Source organism: Glaciecola sp. XM2 (genome assembly GCF_018595715.1).
Taxonomy (GTDB): domain Bacteria; phylum Pseudomonadota; class Gammaproteobacteria; order Enterobacterales; family Alteromonadaceae; genus Glaciecola.
The window spans coordinates 19,405-36,303 of record NZ_JAHEOJ010000019.1; the positions used below are offsets into that span (position 1 = coordinate 19,405).

18 protein-coding genes and 3 tRNA genes are annotated in these 16,899 nt (G+C 45.3%); 20 read left to right on the top strand and 1 reads right to left on the bottom strand.

Annotated features, from left to right (window positions below):
* Nucleotides 1-9 precede the first annotated feature (9 nt).
* From aspS to KJ365_RS04025, 18 genes are all read left to right on the top strand, one after another.
* Nucleotides 10-1,773, top strand: coding sequence for an aspartate--tRNA ligase (aspS, locus tag KJ365_RS03940; protein ID WP_214450335.1), 1,764 nt, complete (start codon nt 10-12; stop codon nt 1,771-1,773).
* Nucleotide 1,774: 1 nt separating this feature from the next.
* A complete protein-coding gene (gene nudB / locus KJ365_RS03945) occupies nt 1,775-2,215 on the top strand; it encodes a dihydroneopterin triphosphate diphosphatase (RefSeq protein WP_214450336.1) in 441 nt (146 codons plus the stop codon).
* Between the two features lie 11 nt (nt 2,216-2,226).
* Nucleotides 2,227-2,748: a crossover junction endodeoxyribonuclease RuvC gene (gene ruvC / locus KJ365_RS03950; protein WP_214450337.1), complete on the top strand. Its 522-nt coding sequence runs from the start codon at nt 2,227-2,229 to the stop codon at nt 2,746-2,748.
* A 47-nt stretch (nt 2,749-2,795) separates the two neighbouring features.
* Nucleotides 2,796-3,419, top strand: a complete 624-nt coding sequence (gene ruvA, locus KJ365_RS03955; protein ID WP_214450338.1) for a Holliday junction branch migration protein RuvA — start codon at nt 2,796-2,798, stop codon at nt 3,417-3,419.
* Between the two features lie 20 nt (nt 3,420-3,439).
* Nucleotides 3,440-4,444, top strand: coding sequence for a Holliday junction branch migration DNA helicase RuvB (ruvB, locus tag KJ365_RS03960; RefSeq protein ID WP_214450339.1), 1,005 nt, complete (start codon nt 3,440-3,442; stop codon nt 4,442-4,444).
* A 271-nt stretch (nt 4,445-4,715) separates the two neighbouring features.
* A complete protein-coding gene (ybgC, locus tag KJ365_RS03965) occupies nt 4,716-5,120 on the top strand; it encodes a tol-pal system-associated acyl-CoA thioesterase (RefSeq protein ID WP_214450340.1) in 405 nt (134 codons plus the stop codon).
* Nucleotide 5,121: 1 nt separating this feature from the next.
* Nucleotides 5,122-5,790, top strand: a complete 669-nt coding sequence (tolQ, locus tag KJ365_RS03970) for a protein TolQ (protein ID WP_250884018.1) — start codon at nt 5,122-5,124, stop codon at nt 5,788-5,790.
* Nucleotides 5,791-5,793: 3 nt separating this feature from the next.
* Nucleotides 5,794-6,216: a protein TolR gene (gene tolR, locus KJ365_RS03975; protein ID WP_214450342.1), complete on the top strand. Its 423-nt coding sequence runs from the start codon at nt 5,794-5,796 to the stop codon at nt 6,214-6,216.
* A 2-nt stretch (nt 6,217-6,218) separates the two neighbouring features.
* Nucleotides 6,219-6,980 (top strand): cell envelope integrity protein TolA, encoded by a 762-nt coding sequence (tolA, locus tag KJ365_RS03980; RefSeq protein WP_214450343.1) that lies wholly within the window; start codon nt 6,219-6,221, stop codon nt 6,978-6,980.
* On the top strand, nt 6,977-8,341 hold the full coding sequence (tolB, locus tag KJ365_RS03985) for a Tol-Pal system beta propeller repeat protein TolB (RefSeq protein ID WP_214450344.1): 1,365 nt from the start codon (nt 6,977-6,979) through the stop codon (nt 8,339-8,341). The genes tolA and tolB overlap by 4 nt, the downstream gene beginning before the upstream one ends.
* Nucleotides 8,342-8,368: 27 nt before the next feature.
* On the top strand, nt 8,369-8,947 hold the full coding sequence (gene pal / locus KJ365_RS03990) for a peptidoglycan-associated lipoprotein Pal (protein WP_214450345.1): 579 nt from the start codon (nt 8,369-8,371) through the stop codon (nt 8,945-8,947).
* Nucleotides 8,948-8,950: 3 nt separating this feature from the next.
* Nucleotides 8,951-9,754, top strand: a complete 804-nt coding sequence (gene ybgF, locus KJ365_RS03995; protein WP_214450346.1) for a tol-pal system protein YbgF — start codon at nt 8,951-8,953, stop codon at nt 9,752-9,754.
* A gap of 129 nt (nt 9,755-9,883) precedes the next feature.
* Nucleotides 9,884-9,959 (top strand) — tRNA-Lys (locus tag KJ365_RS04000).
* Nucleotides 9,960-9,989: 30 nt separating this feature from the next.
* Nucleotides 9,990-10,065 (top strand) — tRNA-Lys (locus KJ365_RS04005).
* Between the two features lie 112 nt (nt 10,066-10,177).
* Nucleotides 10,178-11,218 (top strand): quinolinate synthase NadA, encoded by a 1,041-nt coding sequence (gene nadA / locus KJ365_RS04010; RefSeq protein WP_214450348.1) that lies wholly within the window; start codon nt 10,178-10,180, stop codon nt 11,216-11,218.
* A 124-nt stretch (nt 11,219-11,342) separates the two neighbouring features.
* Nucleotides 11,343-11,432, top strand: a tRNA-Ser gene (locus KJ365_RS04015).
* A gap of 358 nt (nt 11,433-11,790) precedes the next feature.
* Nucleotides 11,791-12,258 carry a (2Fe-2S)-binding protein gene (locus KJ365_RS04020; RefSeq protein WP_214450349.1) on the top strand — a complete coding sequence of 156 codons (468 nt, stop codon included), beginning with the start codon at nt 11,791-11,793 and terminating at the stop codon, nt 12,256-12,258.
* 2 nt (nt 12,259-12,260) lie between these two features.
* Complete coding sequence (locus KJ365_RS04025; protein ID WP_214450350.1) at nt 12,261-14,501, top strand: xanthine dehydrogenase family protein molybdopterin-binding subunit; 2,241 nt, start codon at nt 12,261-12,263, stop codon at nt 14,499-14,501.
* Here KJ365_RS04025 and KJ365_RS04030 read toward each other — a convergent pair.
* Complete coding sequence (locus tag KJ365_RS04030) at nt 14,498-15,094, bottom strand: nucleotidyltransferase family protein (protein ID WP_214450351.1); 597 nt, start codon at nt 15,092-15,094, stop codon at nt 14,498-14,500. The genes KJ365_RS04025 and KJ365_RS04030 overlap by 4 nt on opposite strands.
* 522 nt (nt 15,095-15,616) lie before the next feature.
* Here KJ365_RS04030 and KJ365_RS04035 point away from each other — a divergent pair.
* Both KJ365_RS04035 and KJ365_RS04040 read left to right on the top strand, forming a co-directional pair.
* The gene (locus tag KJ365_RS04035) at nt 15,617-15,982 is read left to right on the top strand and encodes a hypothetical protein (RefSeq protein WP_214450352.1); all 366 of its coding nucleotides are present in this window, start codon (nt 15,617-15,619) and stop codon (nt 15,980-15,982) included.
* Between the two features lie 17 nt (nt 15,983-15,999).
* Nucleotides 16,000-16,791: a hypothetical protein gene (locus KJ365_RS04040; RefSeq protein ID WP_214450353.1), complete on the top strand. Its 792-nt coding sequence runs from the start codon at nt 16,000-16,002 to the stop codon at nt 16,789-16,791.
* Nucleotides 16,792-16,899: the final 108 nt, after the last annotated feature.

Sequence of the window (16,899 nt, forward strand, 5' to 3'; positions counted from 1 at the left end):
AGGCTGATAATGCGCACCGACTACTGTGGAAGAATAGATAAACAATACATTGGACAAACCGTCACTCTGAAGGGGTGGGTAAATAAACGTCGTGATTTAGGTGGCGTTATTTTTATCGATTTACGCGACAGAGAAGGTATTTTACAAGTAGTCATCGACCCAGACACAGAAGCTGCCTTTGCCACTGCATCACAGCTGCGTAATGAATTTTGTATTGAACTTGTTGGGCTAGTTAGAGCGCGCCCAGAGAGTCAAATCAATGCCGATATGCGCACCGGCGAAGTAGAGTTATTAGGTAAAGAAGTCACTATTATCAATAGCGCACCTGCCTTGCCGCTGGATTGGAATCAAGAAAACAGCGAAGAGCAACGTCTTAAGTATCGCTATTTAGATTTACGTCGCCCATTGATGACTAACCGCTTAGTGTTTCGTAGCAAAGTCACAGGTGCGGTGAGACGTTACTTAGAAGATAACGACTTTTTAGATATCGAAACGCCTATTCTCACCGCAGCAACGCCAGAGGGCGCTAGAGATTATCTTGTTCCCAGTCGCACGCACAAAGGTGAGTTTTTTGCTTTGCCACAGTCTCCGCAACTGTTTAAACAATTGTTGATGATGAGTGGCATGGACAAGTATTATCAAATCGTAAAATGCTTCCGCGATGAAGATTTGCGTGCAGACCGCCAACCAGAATTCACCCAAATTGATATTGAAACCTCGTTTTTAGATGCCGATAGCGTGATGAAAATCACTGAAGGTCTTATCCGCAGTTTGTTTACACAAATGCTTGATGTGGATTTAGGAGACTTCCCTGTCATGAGCTACGCAGAGGCTATGCAACGTTATGGCTCCGACAAGCCCGATTTACGTAACCCACTGGAAATTGTCGATGTGGCTGATATTGTCAAAGACATTGAGTTTAAAGTGTTTAGCGGCCCAGCAAATGATGCAAACGGACGCGTATCGGTCATTTGTGTGCCAGGCGGCGCAAGTTTATCGCGTAAGCAAATTGACCAATACGGTGAGTTTGTAGGTATTTATGGGGCTAAAGGCCTTGCTTGGATGAAGGTGAACGAAGTAGCTAAAGGCATTGAAGGCTTGCAGTCGCCCGTGCTTAAGTTCTTTAACGCCGAGGCCGTCGATAAGCTCCTTAAGGCCACTCAGGCAAAAGACGGTGATATCTTATTTTTTGGTGCAGATACCTACAATGTCGTCACAGAAGCCCTTGGCGCTCTGCGTTTAAAACTGGGCAAAGACTTTGACCTACTGCAAGGCGAGTGGAAGCCGCTATGGGTGGTTGACTTCCCCATGTTTGAAGAGGCCGATGGGCAATTGCACGCACTGCATCACCCGTTCACCGCGCCGCGAGATAGCAGTCTAGATGCTTTGAAAAACAATCCTACAGAGGCCTTATCTAACGCCTACGATATGGTCCTAAATGGCGTAGAGCTTGGCGGCGGTTCGGTGCGTATCCACGATATGAAAATGCAGTCCTTGGTATTTGAACTGCTAGGTATTAGCAAAGAAGAAGCCCAGCAAAAATTTGGCTTCTTATTAGAAGCATTAAAATACGGTACACCTCCCCATGCAGGTTTGGCATTTGGCCTCGACCGTTTAGTGATGTTAATGCTCGGTGCAGATTCTATTCGCGACGTGATGGCCTTCCCTAAAACGACGACCGCGGCATGTCCATTAACCGGTGCGCCAGGAAAGGCAAACCCTGATCAGCTTAAAGAGCTTGCGATAGCGACCATTCAGGAAAAACAAGCATAATATGACCTTAAAACGTCCAGAGTCAGTGCTCGTGGTGCTTTATAGTGAAGATGCGCAAGTCTTACTATTGCAACGTGATGACGACGCTGACTTCTGGCAATCGGTCACCGGCACGATTGAAGCAGGCGAAACCCCTATTCAAACTGCTTATCGTGAGGTCGCAGAAGAGACGGGCTTAATATTAGAGTTTGCCAAGCATCAGATAGTAGATTGTCGGCAAATTAATCAATACCGCATTCGCAAGCAGTGGCTTCATCGCTACCCTGAAGGCACGGTTTACAACGACGAACATGTCTTTTGCGCAAAGGTCAGCAGTAACCACACCATTACCTTGACCGAACACCTTAGTTACCAATGGATGAGTAAGTCAGACGCTATCGCTCGTGCGTGGTCTGAATCCAATCGTTTGGCCATAGAAAAATATGTCCCGAGCGTCTTGTGAGCATTTAATGTATGAAGATTATTCTTGGCATTGATCCCGGCTCACGCATCACAGGTTATGGTCTAATTAAGGTAGTGGCCAATAAGGCTGTCTATCTTGCAAGCGGATGCATTCGAGTCGAAGATGAAAAAATGTCGGTGCGCTTACACAATGTATTTACCGGAGTCAGTGAAATTATTCGCCAGTTCTCTCCTAGCGAATTTGCGATTGAACAAGTATTTATGGCAAAGAACCCTGATTCGGCGCTCAAGCTCGGTCAAGCGCGCGGGGCGGCTATTGTGGCGGCGACAACGAATGAATTGCCCGTTGCCGAATATTCCGCCCGACAAATCAAGCAGTCGGTAGTGGGCAAGGGGGCTGCAGATAAAGTACAAGTGCAGCATATGGTCACGCATCTGTTAAAACTGAGCAAAACACCGCAAGCAGATGCAGCAGATGCACTTGCAGTTGCCTTGTGTCACTTGCATACTGAGCAGAGCTTGGTGCGCATGGCGGGGCAGGCAACAAAAACGGTTCGTCGTCGGTTGCGCTAAAACGACGCGAGCCTACATTTTAATCGTCACAACATGATAATAATAATATGATTGGTTCACTTCGCGGTACGATTACAGAAAAGCTTCCACCTGATATTTTGCTAGACGTAAACGGTGTGGGCTATGAAATACAGCTTCCTATGACAAGCTTTTATCAACTGCCCGATGTGGGGGCTCAAGTGAGCTTATTTACCCACTTTGTGGTGCGTGAAGACGCCCAACTGTTATTTGGTTTTATTGAACGCAGCGAGCGAAGCTTGTTCCGTGTGCTGATTAAAGCCAACGGTGTAGGCCCCAAACTAGCGTGTACCATTTTATCGGGTATGTCAGCATCTCAATTTATACATAGCGTGATGCATGAGGATATCACTGCGCTAGTGAAAATGCCTGGCGTAGGAAAGAAAACCGCAGAAAGATTAGTAGTGGAGCTCAAAGACAAGCTCAATGATATTGATGCGCCAATGAGCGCCGCTCAGCTATCAGCCCCTGTGTCTGATCAAACTCAAGCGCCGGTTTTAATGCCCACTGCGTCGGCAAAAGATGAAGCCATCAGTGCATTAGTAGCGCTTGGATACAAACGTGTACAGGCAGAGCAATCGATTAAAGCGATATTTAATGAAGATGCTAGCAGTGAACAATTGATCCGCGATGCACTTAAGTCTATGGTGTAGTGGCACAAATTGAGAGACCTATGATAGAAGCAGATCGGATTATAGAACCCACCGCACAAAACGAAGATGAAGCCGTTGATCGCGCCATTCGCCCGAAGATGCTTGCTGATTATGCAGGGCAAGACCATGTGTGTGAGCAAATGGAAATTTTCATCCAGGCCGCACGCAAACGCGAAGAGGCCCTAGACCATTTATTGATATTCGGTCCACCGGGTCTAGGTAAGACCACGCTTGCCAACATTGTCGCCAACGAAATGAATGTGAGCATTAAAACTACATCGGGTCCTGTGCTAGAAAAAGCCGGTGATTTAGCCGCGTTATTAACTAATCTAGAAGAAAATGATGTTTTGTTTATCGACGAAATTCATCGTTTGAGCCCCGTTGTTGAAGAAGTGCTCTATCCAGCGATGGAAGACTATCAGCTTGATATTATGATAGGAGAAGGGCCTGCTGCACGCTCGATTAAACTCGAGTTGCCGCCATTTACCCTGATTGGCGCAACCACTCGCGCCGGCTCGCTGACCTCGCCTTTAAGAGACCGTTTTGGCATTGTTCAGCGCCTCGAATTTTACAACGTAAAAGATTTAACTAATATCGTTGCTCGCAGCGCTAGTTACCTCAACTTAGAAATGCAAGAAGCGGGCGCTTATGAAATTGCTAAGCGTAGCCGCGGTACCCCAAGAATTGCTAATCGATTGCTGCGCAGAGTACGTGACTTTGCTGAAGTGAAGTCGGACGGTTGCATCAATGCAGAGGTAGCTTCCAGTGCTCTTAATATGCTCGATGTCGACAAGCAAGGTTTTGATTTTATGGACCGAAAGTTACTGCTTGCCATTATTGAAAAATTTGGCGGTGGCCCAGTAGGTTTAGAGAATGTGGCAGCTGCCATTGGTGAAGAAAAAGAAACCATCGAAGATGTGATAGAGCCGTTTTTGATTCAGCAAGGCTTTTTACAGCGCACACCTCGCGGACGTATTGCAACTGAGCATGCATATGCGCATCTTGGTTTTGAAGTGAAAAAATAAAATATTGCTGGATTAAAAGCAAAAAAAAGCCCGCAACGAGTGCGGGCTAAAATAATCAACGGAAGGGATCCATAAAACACGAAACAAACTCTGCATCGCATCGATATGGTGCGTATCATACGAGTTTTTCATCGCTAGGCAATTGAATTAAATTTTGGTTTCGCATTAATAAAATTCATGCTTTAAATTGATCTGTATTTGATGGTTTGTATATTTAAATGGGTGCTTAGCAATTTTTTTACAAATTACTTATAAAAAATAACAATTTCCCATGAAAAAATTTGATAAGAAAATACGCGTTTATTATGAAGACACCGATGCAGGCGGCATTGTTTACTACGCTAACTACCTAAAATACTTCGAAAGAGCGCGTTCTGATTGGGTGAGGCAGCTAGGAGCAGATCAAGTAAATTTATTGGAACAATCCATTGCTTTTGTCGTCAAAGAACTCAATATTGTCTACCACAAAAGCGCTGTGCTCGACGATGTGCTAACAGTAAGCTGTGAGCCGACTATAATAAAGCGTGTGAGCATAATGTTTAACCAAGCGGTATATAATAATAAAAAAGAATGTTTGGTCGAGGCAAAGGTAAAAGTAGGGTGCGTAGATACCCGCAAAAAAACGCCTTGTCCGATCCCATCTAACCTTTTGAGGGAAATGCGTAGTGACAAATGATATGTCAATCGCCAGCTTAGTGCTGGAAGCAAGTCTTGTAGTTCAATTTATCATGTTATTGTTGTTAGGTATGTCGGTGTCTAGCTGGGCGTATATTTTTCAGCGCAACTCGGCATTAAAATCAGCCCAGCAAGAGCTAAGAGAATTTGAAGATTCGTTTTGGTCGGGAGCGGACCTAAATAAACTTTATGGTGAGCTTTCGCAAAGGGAAGGCTTATTTGGATGCTCCCTCATATTTTGTTCTGGTTTTAAAGAATATGTCAGGATGCGTAAAACACCTGGAGTTGCACCAGAATCCATTACCGATAGCACCTATCGAGCAATGCGTGTGTCTATGTCTCGCGAGGTAGATGAGTTAGAGACACGTTTGCCGTATCTGGCGACAGTGGGTTCGATTTCCCCCTACATTGGTTTACTTGGAACGGTATACGGCATCATGACCGCCTTTATTGCACTAGGGCAAGTTAAACAAGCCACCTTACAAATGGTTGCGCCAGGTATTGCTGAAGCCTTGATTGCCACGGCAATTGGTCTTTTTGCTGCCATTCCTGCTTATGTTGCCTACAACCGTTTCACCACGAAAGTGGAAAAAATTGAAAATGCATACGGCAATTTCATGGAAGAGTTTTCTGCTATCTTGCATCGCCAAAGTCTAGCGAGCAGAGGATAGGCTATGTATCAAAGACGCAGACGTCGCCCGGTTTCTGAAATGAACGTTGTACCCTACATCGATGTGATGTTAGTGCTACTTATCATATTCATGGCAACCGCCTCGGTTATTGCGCAAGGCGTAAATGTAGATTTGCCTAAAGCTAATGCGCAAACCCTAGAAACCGAAGAAGAAATTATCATGATTGTGTCGATAGACGCACAGGGTCAGTACTATCTTAATGTGGGCGACAATCCTGACCAACCCATAGGCGCAAATGCGGTTGCGGCGCTGGTGCGCTCTCGCTTACAGGCCGACCCGACGATTCCAGTAGTGGTAAATGGTGACAGAAATATTAGTTATGAAAAAGTGATTGATTTGATGGTGCTATTGCAAAATTCTGGCGCCAGTTCAGTTGGTTTGATGACGGACCCTAACGCTACCTAATTATGCAAAGTAAAAAGGCGATTCTCATATCACTTGGACTTCACTCAGCGTTGTTGGTGGCGCTGTTAGTGTCGGTTGATTTTGGCCGCAAGCCAGCGGTTGCAGCATCGGCGCCGTCTCAGCCTATCCAAGCGGTGTTCATTGATGCGCAGGCCATTGCGGACCAAAAGCGCAAGCAAGAGCAAGCAGAAGCGCAAGCACGACAACAAGAAAGAGAAAAACGCGAACAGCGTGAGCGTGAACAAGCCGCTGAACGTGAACGAATCAAAAAAGCGGCCGATGCGCGCAAAAAGAAAGAGCAAGAAGAAGCGCGAAAACGTGAGCAAGAACGCCAGCGCACCCTTGAAGAGCAGCGCCAGCGAGAGCAAGAAATTCAGCGTCGCATAGAAGAAGAAAACAAGCGCAAAGAAGCCTTAGAGCGCGAGATTGCCCAGCAGCTAGAGCAAGAGCAAGCTGCGCGATCTGCAGCGAATCAAAGACGTGTGATGAGTGAGGTTGAAAAGTATCAAGCGTTGGTACATCAAACCATTGTCCAAAACCTGTTCGATTTTGACAGTTTTATTGGTCGCACATGTCGCTTAAATGTGCGCTTAGCACCTAATGGCTTAGTGATAGATGTGCGCATTTTGGATGGCAACGATGCACTGTGCAGGGCATCTCGGGCGGCGGTGTTACGACCCGACACCTTGCCAGTATCGAAAGACCCAGCAGTGTTTGCTGAATTTAAAGATTTTAATATTACTGTAAGGCCGGAGTCTCAATGAGTCTAAAGAGTGTAGTGAAAAGTGTGTTGGTGACTGTGCTTGTATTAAGCGCGGTGGCAACGCAGGCAAAAATAGAGATTGTCATTACCGAGGGGGTGAGCAATGCACGCCCAATAGCCGTTGTACCCTTCAGGTGGAATGGTGCGACGGTATTACCTGAAGATATTTCAGATGTGATTACCAATAACTTATTGCGCAGCGGTAAGTTTAACCCCATGAAAATGTCTGATATGCCGCAATTTCCTACACAAGACGATGAAGTAGATTACGATGCATGGGCAGAAAAGGGCATTGACACGGTATTAGTCGGCAACATTGAAGAGCGCGGAAATGGCCAATACGAAGTATCGTTTCAGTTAATCGATGTGCTTCGAGCGCAAGCCACGGGCGGAGAGTCAAAGTCGCTAGTTAATGGTGCACTGGTGTTGAGTAAAGACCATATCGTTGAAGCGCGTGAGAAAATTATCAACACTGCGGATTTTAGGCAGTATGCACATATTATTAGCGACATTGTTTATGAATCACTAATAGGCGAGCGCGGCGCGTTTTTGACCCGCATTGCCTATGTGATCGTTCGCGATAGAGAAACCAATCCACTGCCATTTCAGTTAGTGATCTCAGATTACGATGGTGAAAACGAAACGCGCTTGTTGTCTTCTCCAGAGCCACTGATGTCTCCTGCCTGGTCTCCAGATGGTAATCAACTTGCGTACGTATCTTTTGAAAATAAAAAATCACAGATTTTCATTCAAGATATTTATACCACCCGTCGCACGTTAGTGACTGATTTTCCAGGTATTAATGGCTCGCCGGCATTTTCACCGGATGGCAAAAAACTCGCGATGGTGTTGTCAAAAGACGGCAACCCAGAAATTTATGTGATGGACTTAGCCTCAAGAAACCTTGAGCGTATAACCCGAAATCGGACGATTGATACAGAGCCAAGTTGGGCGCCTGACGGAAAAACCTTGATTTTTAGTTCAGAACGGGGTGGAAAACCGCAGATATATCAAGTAAATTTAGATACTAAGCGTGCTCGAAGGCTAACCTTTGAAGGGGAAATGAACCTTGGCGCCTCAATAACGCCTGATAATACGAATTTAGTTGTCGTAAATAGGACGCAAGGAGATTATCATATTGCTAGGCAGAACCTGCAAAATGGTAATATGTTGGTATTAACCAAGACATTCCTTGATGAGTCACCAAGTATTGCGCCCAATGGCAGTATGATTATTTACAGTACAGTACATGAAGGCAAGCAGGTGTTATCGCTTGTTTCATTGGATGGCAGATTTAAAGCGCTTTTACCGGCAGCAGAAGGGCAGGTGAAGTCGCCAAGCTGGTCACCGTTTTTATTATAATAAATTTAATACAATTAAGGATTTTACATGCTAACTAACAAAAAATTAAGAACGCTTTTAATCGCGCTACCTGCCATTACTCTTATGGCATGTTCATCTGGCCCTAGCGACGAAGAGTTGGAGGCTGAACGCCAAAATGCTGCTGCCGCTGCTGCCCAACAAGCACAGCAAGAAGCTGAAGCTGCCGCACAAGCTGCTGCCGCACAAGCCGAAGCCGCTGCTGCTGAGCAACTTCAACGTGCACAACAAATGATGGAGCAAGAAAAGGCAGAATTAGAGTCACAGCAAACTGTGTATTTTGATTTTGACCGCGCTACTATCAAGTCTGAGTTCTTCCCAGTACTCAGAAAGCATGCTGAGTTTTTAGTTAAGAACCCAGGGCAAACAGTTGTTATCGAAGGTCACACTGACAGCCGCGGTACACCTGAGTACAACATCGCTCTTGGCGAGCGTCGTGCAAAAGCAGTTGAAACATTCTTCCAAAACGAAGGTGTATCAGCTTCTCAAATCTCTGTTGTATCTTACGGCGAAGAGAAACCATCTGTAACCGGTACTTCTGAGTATGCATTTGCTCAAAACCGTCGTGCAGTAGTGGTTTATCAATAATCGATGAAAAGCTTAGTATTCACTCTAGGTTTAATTTCAATCTCTGGTGCTTGCCTTGCGCAAGCGCCAGTAGTTGATGTTACGCAACAAAACACTACGACATCCGTTACATCACCCACTACGGGCGTTGTGACAACCTCTGATCTTGAGAGTCGAGTAGCGGTGATTGAGCGTATCTCACAATCGCGTTCAAATACCCAACAACGCATGCAGCAGCAGTTAGATATGTTGCAGTCTGATGTTGATAGTATTCGAGGATCGATTGAGCTGCATAACCATCAGTTAGAGAAAATACTCGAGCGTCAACGAGAGTTGTTCTTAGAGCTAGATCGTCGTTTTGAGTCCCTGCAAGGGCAAGCGGTTGTCTCCACGGGCAACACAAATTTATCTGCGGGTGCGTCAACAACACCTTCTACAAGGCCTGCAAACACGCAGACTGAACAAGAAGCATATCAAAGTGCTGTTAACCTCATATTAAAAGAAAATGACTACGAAAGCGCTGTACCGGCTTTTCAGGCATTTTTAACCAACTATCCTAATTCACAATTGACCGATAATGCACATTATTGGCTTGGCCAGTTGTTATACAACAACCAAGATTGGGAAGCTGCAAAAGCGCAGTTTGTGCAAGTCGCTCAACGTTTTGTCGATTCGCCAAAGCGTCCAGACTCTCTTCACAAGCTTGGCATGATTGCAAAAAGTCAGGGCAATGCTAATTTAGCCAGACAATACTTTGAACAAGTCATTGCTGAGTACCCCAATAGCACTTCAGCGAATATGTCTAGTAGCGAACTGGCCAAAGGTTAAGCCTCGGCCAGGTTGCGCTGTATAGTTTCCGCACAATTAAACAATTATATTCGAAAAAAGACATTTAAAGGTTGCACCAAGGTTCTATTTAAGTATTATATGCCGCCGTTGCAACAGATAGTCATTGATGGGTCGTTAGCTCAGTTGGTAGAGCAGTTGACTTTTAATCAATTGGTCGCTGGTTCGAATCCAGCACGACCCACCATCTTTTCATCTTTGCACGGACACTTATTGAGGGTCGTTAGCTCAGTTGGTAGAGCAGTTGACTTTTAATCAATTGGTCGCTGGTTCGAATCCAGCACGACCCACCATCAATAAGCACACAAGAAAACATCCCCCTCAAAAACTATCCTTAAAAAACCCATGAAGTTTTGATGACACAAACGTATAATACCCGAACGTTTGAAATATATAATCTTCAATATGACTATAGCCGAGCGCGTCGCGCCGATATCATTTCCGTTTCCGGAAAAACCTAAAAAACTTACTTTTGATCGCACAGAGCAATTACGCGAACAAATTAAATCGCTGCTGGTGTCGAAAAACGCTGCACTTATTGCGCACTACTACACCGACCCTGTTATCCAAGCCTTAGCGGAAGAAACCGGCGGGTGCGTCTCAGACTCACTCGAAATGGCTCGCTTTGGCAGAGATCATAGCGCGCAAACCTTGATTGTTGCCGGGGTTAAGTTCATGGGGGAGACTGCTAAAATACTCAGCCCCGAAAAAACCGTGATCATGCCAACCCTAGAGGCGACATGCTCTTTGGATTTAGGTTGCCCTGAAAAAGAATTTACCGAATTTTGTGACGCGCATCCCGAGCGCACAGTAGTGGTATATGCAAACACCTCCGCGGCGGTCAAAGCGCGTGCCGATTGGGTGGTTACCTCATCTATTGCACTTGAAATTGTTGAGCATCTCGACAGCCAAGGCAAAAAAATTATTTGGGGCCCTGACCGTCATTTGGGTGCATATATCCAAAAGCAAACCGGCGCAGACATGTTGATGTGGAACGGAGAATGTATAGTGCATGACGAGTTCTCATCGCAAGCGTTAAAAACTGCCAAGCACCTGCATCCAGATGCCGCTATTTTGGTACACCCTGAGTCTCCAGCAAGTGTGGTAGACATGGCCGATGCGGTAGGCAGTACGTCGCAACTGATTAAGGCCGCTCAGAGCATGCCTAACGAGACTTTTATTGTTGCCACCGACAAGGGCATCTTTTACAAAATGCAGCAACTGGCGCCCAATAAGACCTTTATAGAGGCACCTACCGCAGGTAATGGCGCAACGTGCAAAAGCTGCGCACATTGCCCATGGATGGCGATGAATGGTTTAGAAGCTATGCATCAAGCGTTGCTTTCACCTACTGGCAAAGAGATATTTGTGGATGATGCCCTGCGCACCAAAGCAATGATACCGCTAAATCGTATGCTCGATTTTGCGGCAAGTTTGAAAAACTAAGAACACATTGGCGCGTAAGGCAAGCGAATATGGGTTATTGCATAATCAATGCTTGAAACAACCCCAGCTTTTCCCTACTATAGCCGCCGTTTACTCGCACTCACAGTAAACGGCAAAAAATTTCGGAGAGGTGGCTGAGTGGCTGAAGGCGCACGCCTGGAAAGTGTGTTTAGGGTTAAACCTAACGAGGGTTCGAATCCCTCTCTCTCCGCCAAATTCAAAAGAAAGCCCTATTATTTCTTGCTTTCGCGCATGCGGTAAATAGTAAAGCGCCCCTGTTTCCCTCACTACTCTGCCATAACCGCCAAAACAGCATACATGCACCTGAACAAAGTAAATCTACCCTAGCTGTGCAAGCACCAAGATTTTAATGTCGAGCGATGCGTAACTCCCCACTGGAGTAATTAAGCTTCTGCACACTCGCTTTTCAAATACTTTTACACAGTAAACGAACCTCTCAAAAGCTATTCACCTAAAACACAAAGCACCCCCCCCAGATAATTGCAATGCGACAGTGATGGAGTTAGTCTACCAAGTACATCATCTACCTTCTGTTAAGCAAGGGATTTACCATGTCAAAAACAATCACCATCAATAATAAGTCATACGACATCGACGTTCCTGAAGATATGCCGCTTTTGTGGTTTCTTCGAGACCGCTTAGAATTTACGGGTACAAAATTTGGTTGCGGAAAAGCACTTTGTGGTGCGTGTACTGTACATGTTGATGGTCAGGCAACACGCTCTTGTGTAATGCCAGTGGGGGCGCTAGCAGGGCGCAGCATTACCACCATAGAAGGCCTGTCAGACAATGCCGATCATCCCTTACAAAAAGCATGGCTAGAGGTGGGTGTCCCTCAGTGTGGATACTGTCAGGCGGGGCAAATAATGAACGCCGCGAGCTTGTTGGCCACTAATGCCAGCCCTAGCGAAAAAGAAATTGAGACGGCGATGCAGGGTAATATATGTCGTTGTGGTACCTATCAACGCATAAAGCAGGCTATTAATATTGCAGCCGATGAACTGGCGAAGGAGGTTTAGTCATGCGTCCTGATATCCAAGGTTTTTTAGTTGCAGAAAGAAAGAGACAAGCACAAGAGTTGGCCAGCACATTAGGCCGGTTGGAAATAGACCGGCGTCAATTTTTAAAGGGAACAGCCATCGCTGCTGGCGGTTTATTTATTGGCGTTTCTTTACCCATGTCGTCATTAGCTGCATCTAGCGATAAGGCGACAGAGTTTAACCCCAATGCGTTTATTCATTTGCAAGAAAATGGTGATTTACTTATTTACTGCGGTCGCTGTGAAATGGGGCAGGGCATTAGTACGGCGTTGCCCTCTGTAGTGGCCGATGAGATGGAGGCCGATTGGTCGCGGGTACGCGTTGAGCAAGCTGAAGGAGACCAAGATAAGTATGGCTCTCAGGCAACTGGCGGCTCTGCCAGTATACGCACTATGTATGAACCAATGCGACAGGCAGGCGCGTCAGCCAGAGAAATGTTGGTTGCGGCAGCTGCAAAGGTATGGAATACCTCACCACAAAACTGCTATGCCAAACAACATTACGTTTACCATAATGAGAACAACAATAAGCTTAGCTATGGTGAGTTAGTAGCCATAGCGGCCAATATGCCAGTGCCAGAATCGCCTAGCTTAAAAAACAAAGAAGACTTCGAATACATCGGTAAAAGTCTACCGCGTCACGATGTGGGCATGGTCGTTGAAGGGAAAAGAATCTATGGCGCGGATGTAAAAGTGCCAGGTATGCAGTACGCGGCAATTGTTCACTGTCCGGTAATGGGAGGCACCTTAAAATCTGTTGATAAAACCGAAGCGCTTAAAGTGTCGGGTGTGACAGCGGTGGTGGAGGTTGCGCCTTTAAAAGTCCCGTTTGGTTCGCTTGGCGGTGTCGCGGTTGTAGCGAACAATTCTTGGTCGGCACAACAAGGTGTACAAAAGCTTAAAGTTGAATGGGATAAAGGTGAGCACGGCAGTTACGACACCGACGTGTACATGAAGCAACTTGTTGAAAATGTCCAAAAGCCCGCAGAAAAAATAGCAGAGCGTGGCGATTTACAAAGCGCTTTTGATAGAGCAAAACATAAGGTATCTGCCACCTATACCGAAGGACATTTAGTACATGCGCCAATGGAGCCAAACGCGAGCGTGGTATCGGTACACGATAATCACTGCGAGGTATGGGCATCCACTCAAAGCCCAGACGACATCCAATCTGTGTTATCCGGCTTTTTGGGTATGGATAAAAAAAGTATCAAGGTAAACGTGATGATTTGTGGTGGCGCATTTGGCCGCAAATTTAAATGCGATTATGTCCAAGAAGCAGCCGCAATATCAAAAGCCGTTGGAACACCTATTCAATTAACCTGGACCAGAGAAGAAGACACCAAAACAGGCTATTATCATTCAAACAGTGCGCAGTATATTGAGGCATCGCTCGATGAAGAGGGTAATGTTTCGGGCTGGTTGCATCGAATTGCGTTTCCGTCCATTAACACTTTATTTGACCCATCTATTCAATTTGCACCTGCTAATGCGGTTAGTGAAATTGAAAACCATCCGTTTGGGATTGCGAATTTACGCAGTGAATCAGGTTTAGCGCCTGCACATACTCGCATTGGTTGGTACCGCGCGGTATATGCGATTTTTTGGGGGCTTGGTTATGGCGTGTTTGCCGATGAACTAGCCGAAAAAGCAGGCGTAGATACGCTAACGATGTTAAATCGAATTTATGACGCTAACACCAATCCTGAACAAGAAGAACAGGTGCGCAGGTCAAAAGCGGTGCTTGCACTGGCAGCAGAAAAGTCAGGCTTTGGGAAGTCTCTGCCCGAGGGAGAGGGTTTAGGGATTGCCGTGCATTATAGCTTTCAATCTTACGTAGCCATGGCCGTGCATGTACGTATGAAAGGTGATGACTTTGAGGTTGTACGTGTTGATACCGCGCTTGATTGCGGGCAGGTATTGAACAAAGACGGCGCAGCAGCGCAGCAAGAAGGTGCAGTTGCAATGGGTATTTCATTATCAAAGTACTGTGAAATCACCTTTAAGGAAGGCGCGGTGGTAAACGGTAATTTTAATGATTACCCAGTGATGAGAATAAATGATATGCCAGACGTGCATACGCATTTTATTGAGTCAGATGCCGCGCCGACCGGTTTAGGCGAGCCGGGCATGGCACCGTTTGCGCCGGCGTTGATCAACGCGATTTATCAAGCATCGGGTAAACGTTATCGCAGTTTGCCTATTCAGCCACAACGCACTTAAAGGGGCTTATAACGACGATAGTCGTTCGGTGTATCGATATCAAATAAAGGGGTAGAAGGTTTAAGCGTTTTAACTTCAACGTTAGGACTGTTTAATAACTTTTTAGCCCCTTTGTCTTCGTTTAATTGCATTAAAGTTGCGAACATCAACTGGTCAAACATCGCAGGCACGCCTACGTGGTCATCGTCGTATTGTGTTGCAACGGTGCTTTGTAGCTCGGCGTGCGCATCAATCATGCGGTTTAAATAACGGGTATCGATAGATGGTTGGTCACACAGCATGATTAACGCTTGCGTGTACCCTTGGGTTTGAATGCGCTCAATACCAAACGCGATAGACGCACCCATTCCCTGTTGCCAGTTTGGGTTGAATAAGACTTGAGCCTCGGTGCACTCTACAAGGGGTTTAATCGCTTCAAAGTGTGCACCTAACACCACAAATGTTTCGTCTGCATTTGCTGCAAGTGCTTGGTCTAGACTGTGTTGTAATAGCGTATGAGACCCCCACCGTAGCGTTTGTTTAGGCACACTCATGCGTGACGATGCGCCTGCGGCCAATATTAAAATCGCTGTTTTGCTGCTGCTTTGGGTCATTATCGTGCTTTCTAGTATGCTTTTGGTTTATTCACAAACAACACTGTTCGCCATAGTGCTAATCACCATAGTTGCAGGTCTTGTTTGTCTCTTTAAATACTTGTTTATACGGAAAATTCCTACTTGAATCACTCAAGTATACGTTTTCTTGTGCCATAACTAAAATCAACATAACAGTATTTATACTCTTTTACCGCCAAAAGAATATGAGCGGCCAGATCACGGAAACTCTATTGAGATGTGACCGATAAAAGTTAGGGGCACTAATGCATCCCACAAAACAACGCAAAGGCTAAAAAGAATTGATACATGTGAGTGACTGTTTGCATGGTTTATAGTGCCAAAGTGGGAAAGGTGACCTTAGCGGTCGTTGATACTCATAAGACAGGTAAACACAGATGAAACTTTCACTTGTGGTTTTACCCAACCATCAAGAAACCTCCTTGACAGCCTTTAAGACTCCCATATACTGAAAAATCACTTTCAGCATCGTGTCATTCAATTAAAAAAAGGAGTTTCATTTTGTCAGGTACGACTAGTCCAGAATCCTACAAACCCGCCGAGTCTAGTGAAGGCAAAACTTTTGTTTTGATTGCATGGGGACTCCTTTTAGGTGGCTGGGTGCTCATGCCTTTTGCTCCTATTGCCGGGCTTATTGTGAGCTACTTGCAAATGGATAAGTACTCTTACGTTGAAAGAAGTCATTTCAAAAGAGTCATAGGTACTTTTTGGTTGAGCGTTTGGGGATGGGTGTTGTGTATTCTCTTATACATTACTATTGCGGGTATTATCATTGCTATTCCGCTAGGCATTGCGATCAGTATTTTCGTGACGTATCGAGGGATTAAAGGTTTGATTCGCGCCAGTGAATCGCTTCCGTATATATAATTAGATTGGTACTGGCAATGAACTCTCAGCAATACAAAATCCATGGCCTTGCCTATGTGCTCATTAGCATGGGTGTTTGGTGGCTAGAAGCAAATTATCACTCAATTAGCTTGTATACGATTTTTAGCATCTTATGCATTGTAGCTGGCGCTAATTTGCTTAGGCAAAGCGCGGTAAAGGTTACATTAATTACCGGCTTTATATCGGGCGTTCTTGGCCTTTTGTTTTATACCAACCACCTACTGTCGTCTCCATCGGTCCTAAGTATTTTGCTGTTTGCGGTATTTGTATTGATATCTCACATATATGCGCAAAATTTGTTTCCTCATCTTTTTGTAGATAATGAAAAGCCCAAGTCATCTTGGTATACGTTTCCACTATGGTTAGATTTGTCCGGAGGCGGTGAGCCTCTGCCGAAATCGCTTACCGACGTGAATAAGCAACGCTTTATTATTTGCAACGTTGTTATGCTTGTTCTGCTCATCGCACTTTGTTTGTTGCTCATCTTGATTACGCTTGGTGTCAATATTGTAAGCGTGACGTTATTTGATCAGTTCGCTGGCGCATTAGCGCTGATTATTTGGCTACCTATTTTAATATTTTTAATGATTGCACTGGCAACTGCGCATAAGAGCCTTGCTATGCGGGTATGTGTCACAATTTTTTATGGGTATCTTGTGCTTTCCAATTCATATGATGCATTAGTGCACTTTGACCTGTATAGCTTTGCTTTGGTTGTTTTTGGTGCTTTTGGATTTTTAACAGGGATTAACTTTGAACGAAGTAAAATTGAGGCGCCGCAAGTTTAAGCTTTATAGTCTCGTTATTGCCCCTACAGTTTCTCGAAAAGTAGATTGAATAAAAAACCCCAGCTTAGCTGGGGTTTTGAATATAAGCCTAACTATGTAAAAGTTGCG

What these genes read in the sequence shown, in the direction of transcription:
- tolA (WP_214450343.1), top strand. Translation starts at nt 6,219, where the DNA reads ATGCAAAGTAAAAAGGCGATTCTCATATCACTTGGACTTCACTCAGCG.
- ybgC (WP_214450340.1), top strand. Translation starts at nt 4,716, where the DNA reads ATGAAAAAATTTGATAAGAAAATACGCGTTTATTATGAAGACACCGAT.
- nadA (WP_214450348.1), top strand. Translation starts at nt 10,178, where the DNA reads ATGACTATAGCCGAGCGCGTCGCGCCGATATCATTTCCGTTTCCGGAA.
- ruvA (WP_214450338.1), top strand. Translation starts at nt 2,796, where the DNA reads ATGATTGGTTCACTTCGCGGTACGATTACAGAAAAGCTTCCACCTGAT.
- aspS (WP_214450335.1), top strand. Translation starts at nt 10, where the DNA reads ATGCGCACCGACTACTGTGGAAGAATAGATAAACAATACATTGGACAA.
- ruvC (WP_214450337.1), top strand. Translation starts at nt 2,227, where the DNA reads ATGAAGATTATTCTTGGCATTGATCCCGGCTCACGCATCACAGGTTAT.
- KJ365_RS04040 (WP_214450353.1), top strand. Translation starts at nt 16,000, where the DNA reads ATGAACTCTCAGCAATACAAAATCCATGGCCTTGCCTATGTGCTCATT.
- tolR (WP_214450342.1), top strand. Translation starts at nt 5,794, where the DNA reads ATGTATCAAAGACGCAGACGTCGCCCGGTTTCTGAAATGAACGTTGTA.
- KJ365_RS04020 (WP_214450349.1), top strand. Translation starts at nt 11,791, where the DNA reads ATGTCAAAAACAATCACCATCAATAATAAGTCATACGACATCGACGTT.
- KJ365_RS04030 (WP_214450351.1), bottom strand. Translation starts at nt 15,094, where the DNA reads ATGACCCAAAGCAGCAGCAAAACAGCGATTTTAATATTGGCCGCAGGC.
- ruvB (WP_214450339.1), top strand. Translation starts at nt 3,440, where the DNA reads ATGATAGAAGCAGATCGGATTATAGAACCCACCGCACAAAACGAAGAT.
- tolQ (WP_250884018.1), top strand. Translation starts at nt 5,122, where the DNA reads ATGTCAATCGCCAGCTTAGTGCTGGAAGCAAGTCTTGTAGTTCAATTT.
- nudB (WP_214450336.1), top strand. Translation starts at nt 1,775, where the DNA reads ATGACCTTAAAACGTCCAGAGTCAGTGCTCGTGGTGCTTTATAGTGAA.
- tolB (WP_214450344.1), top strand. Translation starts at nt 6,977, where the DNA reads ATGAGTCTAAAGAGTGTAGTGAAAAGTGTGTTGGTGACTGTGCTTGTA.
- pal (WP_214450345.1), top strand. Translation starts at nt 8,369, where the DNA reads ATGCTAACTAACAAAAAATTAAGAACGCTTTTAATCGCGCTACCTGCC.
- KJ365_RS04025 (WP_214450350.1), top strand. Translation starts at nt 12,261, where the DNA reads ATGCGTCCTGATATCCAAGGTTTTTTAGTTGCAGAAAGAAAGAGACAA.
- ybgF (WP_214450346.1), top strand. Translation starts at nt 8,951, where the DNA reads ATGAAAAGCTTAGTATTCACTCTAGGTTTAATTTCAATCTCTGGTGCT.